Raw genomic sequence first — 13743 nt, 5'->3', positions numbered from 1 at the left:
CTATCTGGGAAAGAGGACAGGACGAGAACAAGGTGACCCGAGATGAATGCCCCCCTAAAAAACATCGACGCAAGTCCGGTGATGACCATCACACTCGATGTCGCGGGCATGACCTGCGCCTCCTGCGTCGTGCGGGTTGAACGGGCGCTGAAAGCAGTACCCGGCGTGACCTCGGCCGCCGTGAACCTTGCCACCGAACGGGCCGAGATCATCGGGCCGGCGCTCGACCGAGCCGCGTTGGTCAAGGCGGTCGAAGATACCGGCTATGATGTCGCCTCGCCTCCGGTTGATCTGGAGATCGAGGGGATGACCTGCGCCTCTTGCGTGGCGCGCGTCGAGCGGGCATTGCAATCGGTGCCGGGCGTGACCGGTGCAACCGTCAATCTGGCGACCGAGCGGGCGCATGTGATCGGGCCGGCTGATCCAGCGGCTCTGATCCGCGCTATATCCTACGTGGGATACGATGCCCGGCTGGCAACCCCGGCCAGTGCGGTGTCTGACGAAAAGACCGCCCGCAAGGCCGCCGAGGATGGTGCGCTGAAACGCGATCTGTGCATTGCCGCAGCCCTGTCGCTGCCGGTGTTCTTGCTGGAAATGGGGTCGCATCTGTTCACATGGATCCATATGGCGGTGATGAACACCATCGGCATGCAGAACAGCTGGTATCTGCAATTCGCGCTGACCACGGCAGCGCTGATCGGCCCCGGTCGGCGGTTTTACACCAAGGGTTTTCCAGCTTTGACCCGTCTTGCCCCCGATATGAACAGCCTGGTCGCTGTGGGCACGCTGGCCGCCTATGGTTATTCGGTGGTCGCAACCTTTTTGCCCGAACTGCTACCCGCAGGCACAGTGAACGTCTATTACGAGGCGGCAGCGGTCATCGTGACCCTTATCCTGCTGGGCCGGTTTCTGGAGGCGCGCGCCAAGGGCCGCACGTCCGAGGCGATCAAGCGGTTGGTGAAACTGCAAGCCAAGACCGCGCGCGTGATCCGCGACGGCACAGCCCTTGAGGTGCCGATTGCCGATGTTCGCCCCCGAGATCTTGTCGAGGTGCGCCCCGGCGAGCGGGTGCCGGTCGATGGCGAGGTGACGACGGGCATAAGCTGGATCGACGAAAGCATGATCTCGGGTGAACCCCTGCCAGTTGAAAAGTCAGCAGGCAGCGCCGTCACCGGCGGCACGGTCAATCAGACGGGTGCCTTTACTTTGCGTGCCACGGCGGTGGGCGAGGCCACGATGCTGGCGCAGATCATCCGCATGGTTGAGGCGGCGCAAGGCGGCAAACTGCCGATCCAGACGTTGGTTGACCGCGTGACGATGTGGTTCGTGCCCGCCGTGATGGCGCTGGCTGCGCTGACCTTCGCCGTCTGGCTGACCTTTGGCCCTGATCCGGCGCTGACCTTCGGTCTGGTGAATGCCGTGGCCGTGCTGATCATCGCCTGCCCCTGTGCGATGGGACTTGCTACGCCGACCTCGATAATGGTCGGCACCGGGCGCGGGGCCGAACTGGGCGTGCTGTTTCGCAAGGGCGAGGCGCTGCAGGCCTTGCAGAGTGTAAGCGTCGTGGCCTTCGACAAGACGGGCACGCTGACCGAGGGCAAGCCACGCCTCACGGACCTGATCGTTGCCCCTGGCTTTGACCGCGCCCCAGTGCTGGCCGCCGTTGCGGCGGTCGAGGCGAAGTCCGAACACCCGATTGCCCGCGCCATCGTTGCGGCTGCGCAGGAGGAGGGATTGAAGCTGCCCGAGGTGACAGAGTTTGCGTCGCTGACCGGCTATGGCGTCGTGGCGCAGGCAGGTGGTAGCCGGGTCGAGATTGGCGCGGACCGTTACATGACAAAGCTGGGTATGGACGTGGCACCCTTTGCCGATGCGGCTGTGCGAATGGCAGATGAGGGCAAGTCGCCGCTTTACGCCGCTATCGACGGCACATTGGCCGCGATCCTGGCGGTGGCGGACCCGATCAAGGAAACCACCCCACAAGCCATCCGCGCGCTGCACGCACTTGACCTCAAGACTGCGATGATCACCGGCGACAATGCCCGCACCGCGCAGGCTATCGCCCGCCAGCTTGGCATTGACGAGGTGGTGGCCGAGGTGCTGCCCGATGGCAAGGTCGCGGCGATCAAGCGCCTTCAGGCGCTAGGCGCGCTCGCCTATGTCGGCGATGGCATCAACGACGCCCCGGCACTGGCTGCGGCCGATGTTGGCCTTGCCGTCGGCACCGGCACCGATATTGCCATTGAGGCAGCGGATGTCGTGCTGATGTCGGGGCGGCTGACGGCGGTGTCAGACGCTATCGCGCTATCCAAGGCCACGATGCGCAACATCCGGCAGAACCTGTTCTGGGCCTTTGCCTATAACGCAGCCCTGATCCCGGTGGCCGCGGGCGCGCTTTGGCCCGCTTTCGGCATCCTGCTGTCACCGGTCTTTGCCGCCGGGGCCATGGCGCTGTCGTCGGTGTTCGTTCTTGGCAACGCGCTACGACTGCGCCGCTACATCCCCACAAAAGCCTGAAGGACTAAACCCATGAACATCGGTGAAGCGGCCAAAGCCTCCGGCGTGTCGGCAAAGATGATCCGCTATTACGAGTCGACCGGCCTGATCCCTACGGCAGGGCGGACCGGCGTGGGCTACCGCGTCTATTCGGACACCGAGGTGCAGATGCTGCGTTTTATCCGCCGGTCGCGCGATCTGGGCTTTCCGGTTGAAAAGATCGAGGAACTGCTGGCGCTGTGGCGGGATCGCTCGCGGCACAGCGCTGATGTAAAGCGTCTGGCTCAAGAGCAGATCGAGGGGCTTCAGCGAAAAATCATTGAGATGCAGGCGATGAAGGAAACGCTTCAGCACCTTGCGGATGCCTGCTGTGGCGACATGCGTCCAGATTGCCCCATTCTCGTTGACCTTGGCAGCGGCCCGAACAGCATCAAGGACCACGCGCTGACCCGCTTTGGGCAATAGGAAACGCGCTCTGCCTTGACCCGCACGCTGAGCCGCTGCTTGACTGTGAAAACTGTCCTCCAAAATTCAGGATCGGATCCCCAAGATGGCTGATTTTCTGCTGAACCACGAGCCGACAATCCGTATGACCGCCTTCCCGGCGGTGCTGATCGGTATGATGCTGTGGGAGGTGGCGACGCCCCGCAGGCGTCAGGAAATTCCCAAGGTGCTGCGCTGGATGAATAACCTCAGCTTGGTCGTGATCGATACGGCGATCTTGCGGCTGACCTTGCCGGTTCTTGCGGTGGGTCTGGCGGGCATCGCCGATGCAAATGGCTGGGGATTGTTCAACATGATCGATCTGCCCCTGTGGGTGGCGGTGATCGCCTCGATCCTTATGCTGGACCTCGCGATCTATCTTCAGCATATCGTTTTCCACGCTGTGCCTGGCCTGTGGCTTTTGCACCGGGTGCACCATGCCGATCTGGAGTTTGATGCGACGACCGGGTTGCGTTTTCACCCGGTCGAGATTGTCTTGTCCATGGCGGTCAAACTGGCGCTGGTGGTGGTGATTGGCGCACCTGCCGTTGCGGTTCTGGCGTTCGAGGTGATCTTGAACGCAGCCTCGATCTTCAACCATTCCAACATCGCGCTGCCTCCGACCGTCGACCGGGTGATGCGCCTGTTCCTCGTCACCCCCGATATGCACCGGGTCCACCACTCGGTCGAGCCGCGTGAAACGAACGCGAATTTCGGGTTTTCCGTCCCTTGGTGGGACCGGATGTTTGGCACATATCTGGCACAACCGGCCCAGGGTCATTTGGGGATGGAGATCGGGATCGAACAGTTCCGAACGCCTCGCGACCTTTGGCTGGACCGCATGCTGGTTCAGCCCGTGCGGGGGATTGCGGTGGGAAAAGCGAAAAGGGGGCCGAGTGTTCCAAAATAGATAAAGTAGGAGAAGACTTTGGACACTGGCGCAACAGTCGCGACTTTGAACGTCTGACACTGTCTTGCGGTGGCGAGTGACGCGCATTTCCAAAAATGGCTACACCGTTGCGGTCCGGCCCCCACGCCTTATGCTGTCCGGTAGCTTCATCTGGGAGAGGTCACAGCAGATGCTATCCAAGTCGCGTGTTGCACCAGAACTTGACCTGCTGATCTTGTCTTTCCCGATGCATTTCACATGGGAATTTCTTCAGGCCCCACTGTTTCGCAACATGCGGGATGCCACGCATATGGATGGCATCAAGATATGCCTGCAGGCGACTTTGGGCGATATGGTCATCGCGCTGATCGCATTTTGGGTAGCGTCTTTCTTCACCGGAACGCGTCATTGGGCTGCCCTGCCAAATCGTTGGGCCACGGCGGCTTGGCTTTCGACGGGTCTCGCCATTACCGTCGCCCTTGAGTTTTACAGCACTGAAGTCGCAGGACGCTGGGCCTATGATGCGTCCATGCCGCGCCTGCCGGTAATCGGAACCGGCCTTTCGCCGCTGCTCCAATGGATCATCGTCCCCATGCTGGTGCTGTGGTATCTGCGTCGCCTTTCAGCAAGAACCGCGTGATCAGACCTCGCCGGTGGGCAGTTGAACGATGGCGATAAACCCTTCCGCCGCTTGGGTTGCGCAACTGGACCGTTCCGCCATGCGCCTGAATGATGGTGCGGGTGACGGCCAACGCCAAGCCCGCACCCCCGGTATCGCAGTTCTGTGACGAATCCAACCGCACAAAGGGTTCAAACACCGCCTCCAACTGGTCCTCGGGCAATCCCGGTCCCTTGTCCGACACGGTTATTACGGCGCATCTCGGTCCTTAAAGCACGGTAACATGGGCCACGCCCCCATAGCGCACCGCGTTGTCGAGATCAGGTTGCGTAGGGCGCGGTTCAGCGCATGGGACCGGACCGTGGCTGGCACGGGCGGTGAAGGCGTAAGGGTCGCGCGGTCGCCCCCCACGTCAGCCATCAAATCACCCAACAAGGCTGCAAGATCTACGCTGGATGCAGGTTCCGTCTTGGCCACGTTACGGGCAGACGCCAGCGTGGATTCGACAAAAGCCTTCAGTCGGACACTGTCCTTCGTTTCGTCCAGCATCTCGATCCGAAGCCACGTCGCGGTCAGTGACGATCGCAGATCACGGCTTGGCGCTGCCAGCATATTGGTCCGCTCGGTCACAAAGCGGGTCAGTCGGTTTTGCATTCGGTTGAAGGCTTGGGTGGTTGCCCGCACCTCTGACGGCGGCAAACACCGCGCAGCAATGACCACGGGTTACATGTTCATGTGCATGCTATCCATCAGGGTCATGTCGGGCATCGCATTACAATCAGACATGATTTTCCTCATTGCCTCTTCATCCGTGATATTGCCGAGCATTGATCCAGCCATCGGATCGGCCCTGAAGGCTACCGTGGCTGCCATCATCGCCTCGGCATCCAGTGTCAGATAATCCTTGCACGCCATCATGGCCGGATCGCCAGCATCCTGCGCCATAAGTGGCGTTGCCAAAACTGTGACTGCCAAGGTGGCCGCCAGGATTGCTATGGTAGATTTTATCATATCGTTCCTTCGTTAAACCCCGCATCACATTGAAACGGGTCATACCCCTTTGTCGGCTATGCCATGAAGGGAATTATTTTAAGCGCCCGGTTTGACAGTTTTATGCCGAAGCGCTTGTTTTCATGCGCAAATCCGGCACTGCGCAGACTATACATGGCCACGGGCATCCCTACTGTCAGGTGGCAGGATCACAGCGCTCAGCCGATCCAGATCGGTGCCGATGCGACCACGCTGATCGGGCGGGTAGGCGTCGGTCGATGGCAAGCCCTTGTTCAGATAGAACAGTACCAGATCACGCGCGATGGGGGCGGCCGCTGTCGATCCGCCACCACCATGTTCGACCAGAACCGATACCGCGATTTCGGGCGCATCAAACGGCGCAAATGCAGTGAACCACGCATGGTCACGCCGGTTCCACGCCAATTCTGCTTGGCTGCGGACGCCCGACGCCCGTTCGGCGGCAGAAATACTGAACACTTGACTGGATCCGGTTTTGCCCGCCATCAACTGACCTTGGGTCACGATGCGTGAGGCTTTCGCAGTGCCTTTGTCGGAATTCACCACGTCGAACATGCCCTGCTGCACCAAGGCAAGCGCTGCGGGCGAAAGGCCCAGACTGTCGGGTACCGTGTCATCGGTGTTGATCGTGGGCCGCACCAATCGCGGCACCACAGAACGCCCCGAGGCAATGCGCGCCACCATCACTGCAAGCTGCATCGGGGATGCCAGCACGAAACCCTGGCCAATTGAGGCATTGATCGTATCGCCGATCAGCCAATCGGCCTTTTGTTTCTCCTGCTTCCAGGCGCGTGACGGATTAAGCCCGGCCGAAATACCCGATAATGGCAAGTCAGGTTTGATCCCAAGCCCCAAACGGGCGTTCATCGCATTCAGCCCGTCTATGCCGACACGTTGCGCCATTTCATAAAAGAACACATCACAGGACTCGCGGAGCGCCCCTTGCAGGTTCACCCGGCCATGCCCGCCGCGTTTCCAACAATGAAACTTGCGGCCGGAAATTGTCACAAAGCCAGGACAGGACACGGTATCGTCTGCGGTTGCGAAGCCACCTTCCAGTGCCGCCAACGCAAGTGACATTTTCACGGTTGAGCCGGGCGGATACGCACCTTGAACAGTTTTGTCCGCTAGTGGGCGATATTCAGAGTCGCGCAAACCCGCATAGTCCCGCGACAATATGCCCCCGACAAACAGGTTCGGATCAAACGAAGGTGCGGAGACCGAGGCCAGAATATCGCCGTTGCGCACATCCATCACGACTGCAGCAGCACTCTGATCACCCAGTCTGGCAAGGGCAAAGTTTTGCAAATGATGGTCAAGCGTGAGATTAAGATCACCGCCTTGCAAAGGATCGGTCCGCTCAAGGGTGCGCATGACACGGCCTGTCGCATTCACTTCGACCGCCAAAGTGCCCTCAACCCCCCTCAGTTCTGGCTCATAGGCGCGTTCGATGCTCAGCTTGCCGATCTTGAACCCCGGCATAGTCAGCAAGGATGCGCGGTCGCCCGCCTCGGTCAGGTCAGCTTCACTGACCCTGCCGACATAGCCGATCACATGCGCAAAATCCGGCCCGAACGGATAGCTGCGCCGCAAGATGGTTTCTGGGGTGACGCCCGGCAGATTTGGCGTGTTGAGAGCGACGCGCGACAGGTTTTCCCAAGAGACCCGTTCCGCCACGGTGATCGGTACGAACGCACTGGTTTTCTCTGCCTGCGCCAGTATATCCGCGACCTTTTCATCGGTGATCGGCAAGATGAATTGCAGACGTTTGAGGACAAGCGACATATCGCCCGCACGTTCACGGGTGATGGTGATCTGATAGGTTGGTTCATTGTCGGCCAGAACGGTGCCAAACCGATCAAGGATCCGGCCCCTTGCTGGCGAAATGAGCTGCAAATTAATCCTATTTTCTTCGGCCAACATTCGATATTTTTCGGCGTCGCGCATCTGTAGCTGACGCATCCGCAACGCCAGAACCGCGACGAAAGCCGCCTGTGCTCCGCCCAGCATCAGTCCGCGACGGGTCAATTTTTTGTGGCTTTCCTCAAGGTCTTTTCCAGAACGCCGCATCACATATCTCCCGCTAGGTATGCGGTCGGGACAGACAGATGACGCTTTTGCCATTCCGACCAGATTGCAACGACCAACAACCCCATTCCGATGACAGTTACCGCAGGTCGCACCGGGTCAAACCAGCGCAACAACGCCTCGCCGCCGAAAATCAGCATCAAGATCTTGTTGCAAGTCGGGCAAGCAATGCCCAGAAAAGAGGCAAGACCGCCGAGGCTCACTTCTTTTGTACTACAGGCAGGCGTACGAATTGCTGCAAAAATCCCGGCCAATAAGGCCACGATGACAAGGGCAGGCAATTCCCACCAGCCGATGGCAGTCATCCTGGTGAAAAGCGGGTTGGCCCAGACAGCTGTAATCGTGCCTGTCGCAATAAAGGTCAGCAGACCCACCAGAAAGCCGGTGCTCAGCCTGAAGTTTGACAGAAGGTCGTGGGGGAGGTGTTTTTTGTGCATGGTTGCAACCTCATTCAACATTGAAAGTAGCTTCGGCAAAGTCATCGCCGTATCCAACATTTAGGATCCAGTCCCCTGCCATTGGTAACTTTCCTTGCGTGCGCCACATGCCTGCGCCCAACAGTTCGAGCGGGGGATCGAATCCATCCATGTGCATCGAGACCATTGCCATGATGACATCGGGTGGCATACTGGCCGGAATGGTCGACGTTGCTTCAGGCGAAAACTGGATGTCTATCCGGTAGCTCAGATCACCCAAGACATAGACTTGCGCTTCGATCAGGCCCTCGGACAGTTGTTCTGACAATGTTGCCGCTGGCTGACTTTGATTGCCGGGCGCAGTTTGGCTGGTGGGGCTGCGCAATCCGCCCCAGGCCAGCACGGCCAAAAGTGCAAGCAGTGGGATGCCGATAAGGGCTGATGTGATTTTGGCAATCATTCCATGACCATCCCCGAAGAGTGGGCCATTCCAGTCATCCCGGCGTCTGCTATGGGTGTTTCGCGCGCAACATCTTTGGGCACCTGTCCGTCGATTGTCAGAAGAAAGGTCGCGATGGCTTCACGGTCGGCATCGTCCATGTAGGACGTGCTGTACTGCACCACTTCAGCCATGCTGCCGCCAAGCACATCGCCGTCCGGCATCACCCCAGTGCGCAGGGCATAGGCCATGTTCGCCACCGTCCAGCCTTTGGCAACAAGCGCTACTGCCAGGATCGGCGGGGCTACACTGCCACCCGGCAATTTGTCATTTCCAGCCAGCATTTCACTTGCTTTCAGCCCACCCACGATATTGCGGCCCGTATGACAGGCAGCACAATGCGCGGCACCGGTGACCAGTTGCTGCCCCCGGTTCCAGGCCACGGATTGGCCCAGCACCGGCGAAATAGCGGCAGGCGTCATAAGGGCTGCACGCCATATCTTCAGTCCCCACCGCATGTTGAACGGAAAGGATACGTCATGCGCGGCGGCAGGCTCGGCAATCGGCGGCACGGTCTGCAAGGCCGCCCACAGATCCGCCACGTCCTGATCGGACATATCGGCATAAAACTCATACGGGAACGCCGGGTAGTAGGCCTTGCCATCCGGGCGCACCCCTTGGCGCAGGGCCACCGCGAACTGATCCAGCGTCCAGTAGCCTATGCCACCCGCAAGGTCGGGGGTGATGTTGGGCGGCACGAAGCTGCCAAAGGGCGTATCAAGAGGTGCCCCTCCGGCAAGTGCAGCACCCGCCGCAGCCGAGTTGGTATGGCAGGCGATGCAGCCCGACGACCGCGCAAGATAGGCCCCGCGATAGGCGTCGCCCGCCAGCATGCCGATATGCGTCGGCTCCGCTATCGGCCATATTGCGATTACACCAATCACCGCAAGACTTGTGGCGAGGATAGCGAAGTTGGTTCGGATCAGACCCCTCATGTCAGTTACCGCGGCGGAATTGAGCGTGACAGGACGCGCAAGTCTGGCTGATCCGCTCGAACACGTCGTCGGCTGCCATCGCAGCAAAGTCTACACCAGGTGGCCGGGTTTCTGTGGCTGCACCTGCGATCGTCCCAGGCGATACCGCAGCACGTGATGTGATGCCCATCAATTCGGAAACCGTGAACCCTTCTGGTTCAGCAGGCATCTGCATGGCGGTGTGATCCATGCCGGGCATCGCTGTGGCATTGTTAGTTGCCACCACCGGAGCGGGTACAGGCGCATCCAGGCCGTTAGCCGCCGCAATGGAGAGCCCTTCGGAATACAGCCGCAGCTCCTCAGACAGGGCGGCAAACCGCTCCCAATCCGTCCAGATTTCCCGCTTGGCATAAGAGGCTTTCGGGATATCGTCCTGCGGGAATAGCCCGGTCAGCGTTTCACCCGCGTGTCCCTGCAATGCAAAAGCCGCTTCCTGCACAGCTATTCCGTCATAGGGCACATTGCCCTGCATCATCGGGGCAAGATCGGCCATGAGCGTTTTCATCGCTGACATCCCCATCATGCGTTCCATCACGAGGCCGGTGGCACCATTATGTGCGGCCGCAACTGCACCCAACGCGGACAATACCACCGCGCCCAAAACCGTATTTTTGAACATTCTTCACCTGTCTGATTGCTGCTCTGCGGGCTTTCTGCCCATTGCTGTCAGCGTCAGACTCGGGGTGGGGGGGTATCCGATGACGGTCCAGACTGGATCAGTCGGGTTGTGTCTGTATTAAAAAAACGCAGGGATTGAAGCTGCTTGTGGTCATTCAGAGACGTTTCGGCGGGTGCCACGAATGCGGCACAGGCAGGTGTCGCATGACAGCCATACTGTGTTTGCGCTGCGGTCATCATCACCACCGCAGGGCCAATATTGGCATGGGCCGCCGACACCACCTCTTGCTGCGTAAGAACGGCCAGCATCAACAGGCAAATCGAGATCGCGCACCCAAATCGCCGTAAAATGCAGCTGATATTTAATGCCAGAGCCATCAAAGAATGCCGTTCTCGCGTTGAAGTTCCCGGATATACAAGATGATCGCGTTTAATTCGCCGTCCGTCAACCGCTGCTGTATCTGCGGCATGCTTCCGAACGACCAGTGATGCTGACGTACACCATTGCGCGCTGCGACCACAAAGGCTGCATCGCCATGATGCGACGAGACGTAAAGCGGGTGGATCAGCGGTGGAGCTATTCCGTCCTGCCCTGCCGCATTCGCGCCGTGGCATGACGCGCAGACGGCCTCATAATATGTCTTGCCAGTGGCGGCCTCTGCCGAAAGTGCTGCAGGCAGCTTAACATCGACAAGCGCTGCTCCCGTCGTGGCAGACACAGTTTCAGATGCTTGCACTAAAACCGGGGCAGATGATGGTCGGGTGAAGCCCCAAGCCAACACCCCGATAATGATGGTGACCAAAACGAATGACGAGGTTCTTGTGATCTTCATGCTTGCCTTCGCCCGTTCAGGGTCATTTTGCCTGCTCAGATCTGCCTCACTTGCATGCCGAGCTTTGCAAAGCCAAACAGTTCTGAAATATTGTTGTGCACGACGCCCTGGCCCACTTATTGCGCGAAAGTGGTCAATATCAACGAGCCGGACCCGGTCGCTAGCACACACACACAAGAAAACGTCACCGAGTTTGCTTTGATGCCATTTGCTAGCCTGACAAACCCTTTCTTTTTTACTTGGTTCCACTTTCCGCGCTGAAACCACAAGAGAAAACATCTGAATTTTTCGTGAGTGTCGCGTGGCAGCGGCAGCTAGACCTCAGTTTGTTCGTACAGGAAAACCCGCGCGCCCACAGCCACGCGATCATAAAGGTCCGTGATGTGGTCGTTTGTCAGGCGGGCGCAACCGTTCGATACTGCAGTTCCGATCGTTCTGGGTTTGTTGGTGCCATGGATGCGTAAGGCCGTGTCGTACCCTGCATCATTAAACAGATACAGCGCCCTCGCGCCCAGCGGATTATTAACGCCGCCCGGCATCCCGTCCGCAAAGCGGGCATAAGCGTCGGGATTTCGGGCGATCATCTGCGGCGTGGGCTTCCAACTGGGCCATTCACGCTTTGCCCCGACTGAGAACTGCCCTGCATGATAAAGGCCGGGACGCCCCACCCCAACCGTAAAGCGAAGGGCCTGATTGTCCGGCAAGGTCAGGTAAAGCCGAAACTGGTTGGGAAAGACATGAATCATGCCCGGCAATAGCGTGACCTGCATGTCAATCAAAGTGGGCAGGTATTCGACGGGCAAATCGAACGGTGCCTCTTCATGCGCAAAAGCAGAACCCGCAAACAACGTGGTCATTGCCGCCAGAGACCCAAGAAACGCCCGCCGATTGCTTGAACTGTCTGTCATGTCGCCGTCTTACCCCTGAAGCCACGCAGATTGTTGTTGTATTATCAATTGGAATTGCTGGCCACGGCGGATCTTGCAAGTCAACTCCACGCGAGAATGAGATCGGCCAAGTGGCATGTATCAAAAAAGTCAGTGCCAAGAAGGGTTGAGTCGAATTGCCAGCCACCCTCACCTCGCTTGCTCACGGAATAAGGCTCCACGCATGGTATGCATCTCGGCGGCAAAGTCTTACCATCGATATCTTTGCGGAAGGGTATATCTTCGCCAAGCCAGATATCCAGCCGGATGGCAACTGTACCCAGACAAAGCGGAACCGCGCGATAACGCCTCTGATCAATGGCTGCGTTTTTAGCGCGCGTAAGTCATGCCCGACATCGCCGATTGCCATCGGGTAGGTCAGACGTCGGGATCAAGATCAGCCTGATCTTCATGTCGTTTTCGGGCGTCCGGGACGGTGCAACGGACTCGGTCTAAGCCACATAAACGCCTTTTGCCGCTTAGGTCATCCGAGGAAACCCCATTGTGCGTCCTGACCGGGCGATCGCCAATATCTCTGCCTGTTCGCAACCCGTATTCGGTGTAACGCTGCACAGCATCAGCGACTCGCCGATGGACGTGTGTTCCAGCCCACTGACCAGTGCTGAACCATCATCCCGCTGAATAACATCCACCTGACCGGTAGGCGCAACCTGATCCATCCGGATCGCCGGGCCGAAACTGGCCCCATCATCATCGGCGAATGCAACCGACACCTTGGGCACTTTGTCGGCGGCTGTAAACCACGCCACCGCCGTTCACCCGCCGTTGCTGTCAATCGCGGGGCCGTTCACCGGACAATCGGAAATTTCCCAACCGTCTGCGCTGACAGCCGCCGGGTCGGAGCAGACCCCGTCAACCTGTCGAAGTATGGAAATGTCGCTTATCTCTGCTTCGGTGCGGTCGCGATTGGCGACAAGAAGTGTGCCACTCTCAGCCACAACGGCTGAGGTGTGGCAGCAGGAGCACGTCCGAGAATCCAACTGGTTTTGTCAAACAGCACGCCCGCGGAGGTGATCGTTGATGTCCATAGTTGCATTGCGTCGGACCCGTCGTCATCAGCCGCGAAGGTGTCGGATGCGCCATACTCGGCGCCATCCTGCCAGATCGCCCGCAACTGGTCGGATGCCACAGGCAGGAGTCACAAACCCGTGCTGCCGCTGGCTTTTGTCGCTGCGCGGCACTGCTGGCTCGCCCCATGTTTGCCCCCATCGGCGGAAAGCGCGGTATTAACGTCATACGCATAATCGGTATCGCCATTGATCCTGAGCCAGTTTACGGCGAGTGTCCCGTCGGGCAAGGCAGTGATAGTGGGGAAATCTGCCTAGTTGACAAAGAAATCAACACCCTGTGCAACAGTATGTGGTGTATCCCAATCGCTGCTGTCGCCGGTGACCCCCCACACAATCCATCGGGCAGTGTCGCCAACGCAGGCTCCCGCGCCCCGGTCCCCGTGGGTGGTGCCAGTTCAATCAATTCGGCAAACGCCTGACCCTGTGCGGACACGAGCGAAGGAAGTGACGAAATGACAGTAATTACTGCCACACAGGAAAGGCAGATCAACGTGGCAGGCTCTCCTTCGGGTAAGTTTGCAGGATTGACGACTGTTTCCCATCTTGGCTATTGATAAATCCAGCCCCACGAGCGTTCTTTTCGCACGGTTAGGTGTGCGATGATGATTGACCAATTTCGGCGTCGAGTTTTGTCACAAGAAGTCGTGTTCGTTTTGGATAAGTGACGAATTGACCACGGACGAGCACAAGTCTGCTTCACGCCAAGCATAGTGCGGAAAACGTCGACCCTAACGGTTGGCGTGTCGTAGAACTTCTCGCCATCGCCCACACGGCTGTCCATT

General features: G+C 58.8%; 14 protein-coding genes. 4 read left to right on the top strand and 10 right to left on the bottom strand.

The window, feature by feature from the left end; all coding sequences use genetic code 11:
* Positions 1-42 precede the first annotated feature (42 nt).
* The 4 genes from AKV04_RS04655 (at position 43) to AKV04_RS04640 (ending at position 4508) form a co-directional block, all read left to right on the top strand.
* A complete protein-coding gene (locus tag AKV04_RS04655; RefSeq protein ID WP_054005309.1) occupies positions 43-2517 on the top strand; it encodes a heavy metal translocating P-type ATPase in 2475 nt (824 codons plus the stop codon).
* 12 nt (positions 2518-2529) lie between these two features.
* Positions 2530-2961 (top strand): Cu(I)-responsive transcriptional regulator, encoded by a 432-nt coding sequence (gene cueR / locus AKV04_RS04650; RefSeq protein WP_054005308.1) that lies wholly within the window; start codon positions 2530-2532, stop codon positions 2959-2961.
* An 85-nt stretch (positions 2962-3046) separates the two neighbouring features.
* A complete protein-coding gene (locus AKV04_RS04645; protein ID WP_054005307.1) occupies positions 3047-3889 on the top strand; it encodes a sterol desaturase family protein in 843 nt (280 codons plus the stop codon).
* Between the two features lie 76 nt (positions 3890-3965).
* Positions 3966-4508, top strand: coding sequence for a hypothetical protein (locus tag AKV04_RS04640; RefSeq protein ID WP_156317364.1), 543 nt, complete (start codon positions 3966-3968; stop codon positions 4506-4508).
* Here AKV04_RS04640 and AKV04_RS26960 read toward each other — a convergent pair.
* From AKV04_RS26960 to AKV04_RS04590, 10 genes are all read right to left on the bottom strand, one after another.
* A complete protein-coding gene (locus tag AKV04_RS26960) occupies positions 4450-4686 on the bottom strand; it encodes an ATP-binding protein (RefSeq protein WP_235815543.1) in 237 nt (78 codons plus the stop codon). The two genes, AKV04_RS04640 and AKV04_RS26960, sit on opposite strands and share 59 nt — an antisense overlap.
* Positions 4687-5210: 524 nt before the next feature.
* The gene (locus AKV04_RS04630) at positions 5211-5498 is read right to left on the bottom strand and encodes an HdeA/HdeB family chaperone (RefSeq protein WP_156317363.1); all 288 of its coding nucleotides are present in this window, start codon (positions 5496-5498) and stop codon (positions 5211-5213) included.
* A 147-nt stretch (positions 5499-5645) separates the two neighbouring features.
* Complete coding sequence (gene mrdA, locus AKV04_RS04625; RefSeq protein WP_054005303.1) at positions 5646-7586, bottom strand: penicillin-binding protein 2; 1941 nt, start codon at positions 7584-7586, stop codon at positions 5646-5648.
* Positions 7586-8086 carry a hypothetical protein gene (locus AKV04_RS04620; protein ID WP_156317362.1) on the bottom strand — a complete coding sequence of 167 codons (501 nt, stop codon included), beginning with the start codon at positions 8084-8086 and terminating at the stop codon, positions 7586-7588. Before AKV04_RS04620 ends, mrdA begins: the two co-directional genes overlap by 1 nt.
* Positions 8052-8480 carry a hypothetical protein gene (locus AKV04_RS04615; protein WP_054005301.1) on the bottom strand — a complete coding sequence of 143 codons (429 nt, stop codon included), beginning with the start codon at positions 8478-8480 and terminating at the stop codon, positions 8052-8054. Before AKV04_RS04615 ends, AKV04_RS04620 begins: the two co-directional genes overlap by 35 nt.
* Positions 8477-9454 (bottom strand): c-type cytochrome, encoded by a 978-nt coding sequence (locus AKV04_RS04610; protein WP_054005300.1) that lies wholly within the window; start codon positions 9452-9454, stop codon positions 8477-8479. Before AKV04_RS04610 ends, AKV04_RS04615 begins: the two co-directional genes overlap by 4 nt.
* Before the next feature lies 1 nt (position 9455).
* The gene (locus AKV04_RS04605) at positions 9456-10025 is read right to left on the bottom strand and encodes a cytochrome c (RefSeq protein ID WP_162232834.1); all 570 of its coding nucleotides are present in this window, start codon (positions 10023-10025) and stop codon (positions 9456-9458) included.
* Positions 10026-10488: 463 nt separating this feature from the next.
* Positions 10489-10944: a c-type cytochrome gene (locus AKV04_RS04600; protein ID WP_082351517.1), complete on the bottom strand. Its 456-nt coding sequence runs from the start codon at positions 10942-10944 to the stop codon at positions 10489-10491.
* A 314-nt stretch (positions 10945-11258) separates the two neighbouring features.
* Positions 11259-11801 carry a L,D-transpeptidase gene (locus tag AKV04_RS04595; protein WP_235815540.1) on the bottom strand — a complete coding sequence of 181 codons (543 nt, stop codon included), beginning with the start codon at positions 11799-11801 and terminating at the stop codon, positions 11259-11261.
* A 548-nt stretch (positions 11802-12349) separates the two neighbouring features.
* Positions 12350-12604 (bottom strand): hypothetical protein, encoded by a 255-nt coding sequence (locus AKV04_RS04590; RefSeq protein ID WP_156317361.1) that lies wholly within the window; start codon positions 12602-12604, stop codon positions 12350-12352.
* Positions 12605-13743 lie beyond the last annotated feature (1139 nt).

This window comes from Cypionkella psychrotolerans, assembly GCF_001294535.1.
Lineage (GTDB): Bacteria > Pseudomonadota > Alphaproteobacteria > Rhodobacterales > Rhodobacteraceae > Cypionkella > Cypionkella psychrotolerans.
The sequence above is the reverse complement of the archived record's forward strand: the minus strand, read 5'-3'. Positions and strand labels throughout refer to the sequence as shown.

What these genes read in the sequence shown, in the direction of transcription:
- AKV04_RS04630 (WP_156317363.1), bottom strand. Translation starts at nt 5,498, where the DNA reads ATGATAAAATCTACCATAGCAATCCTGGCGGCCACCTTGGCAGTCACA.
- AKV04_RS04595 (WP_235815540.1), bottom strand. Translation starts at nt 11,801, where the DNA reads ATGACCACGTTGTTTGCGGGTTCTGCTTTTGCGCATGAAGAGGCACCG.
- mrdA (WP_054005303.1), bottom strand. Translation starts at nt 7,586, where the DNA reads ATGCGGCGTTCTGGAAAAGACCTTGAGGAAAGCCACAAAAAATTGACC.
- AKV04_RS04605 (WP_162232834.1), bottom strand. Translation starts at nt 10,025, where the DNA reads ATGGAACGCATGATGGGGATGTCAGCGATGAAAACGCTCATGGCCGAT.
- AKV04_RS04620 (WP_156317362.1), bottom strand. Translation starts at nt 8,086, where the DNA reads ATGACTTTGCCGAAGCTACTTTCAATGTTGAATGAGGTTGCAACCATG.
- AKV04_RS04610 (WP_054005300.1), bottom strand. Translation starts at nt 9,454, where the DNA reads ATGAGGGGTCTGATCCGAACCAACTTCGCTATCCTCGCCACAAGTCTT.
- AKV04_RS04655 (WP_054005309.1), top strand. Translation starts at nt 43, where the DNA reads ATGAATGCCCCCCTAAAAAACATCGACGCAAGTCCGGTGATGACCATC.
- AKV04_RS04615 (WP_054005301.1), bottom strand. Translation starts at nt 8,480, where the DNA reads ATGATTGCCAAAATCACATCAGCCCTTATCGGCATCCCACTGCTTGCA.
- AKV04_RS04600 (WP_082351517.1), bottom strand. Translation starts at nt 10,944, where the DNA reads ATGAAGATCACAAGAACCTCGTCATTCGTTTTGGTCACCATCATTATC.
- cueR (WP_054005308.1), top strand. Translation starts at nt 2,530, where the DNA reads ATGAACATCGGTGAAGCGGCCAAAGCCTCCGGCGTGTCGGCAAAGATG.
- AKV04_RS04645 (WP_054005307.1), top strand. Translation starts at nt 3,047, where the DNA reads ATGGCTGATTTTCTGCTGAACCACGAGCCGACAATCCGTATGACCGCC.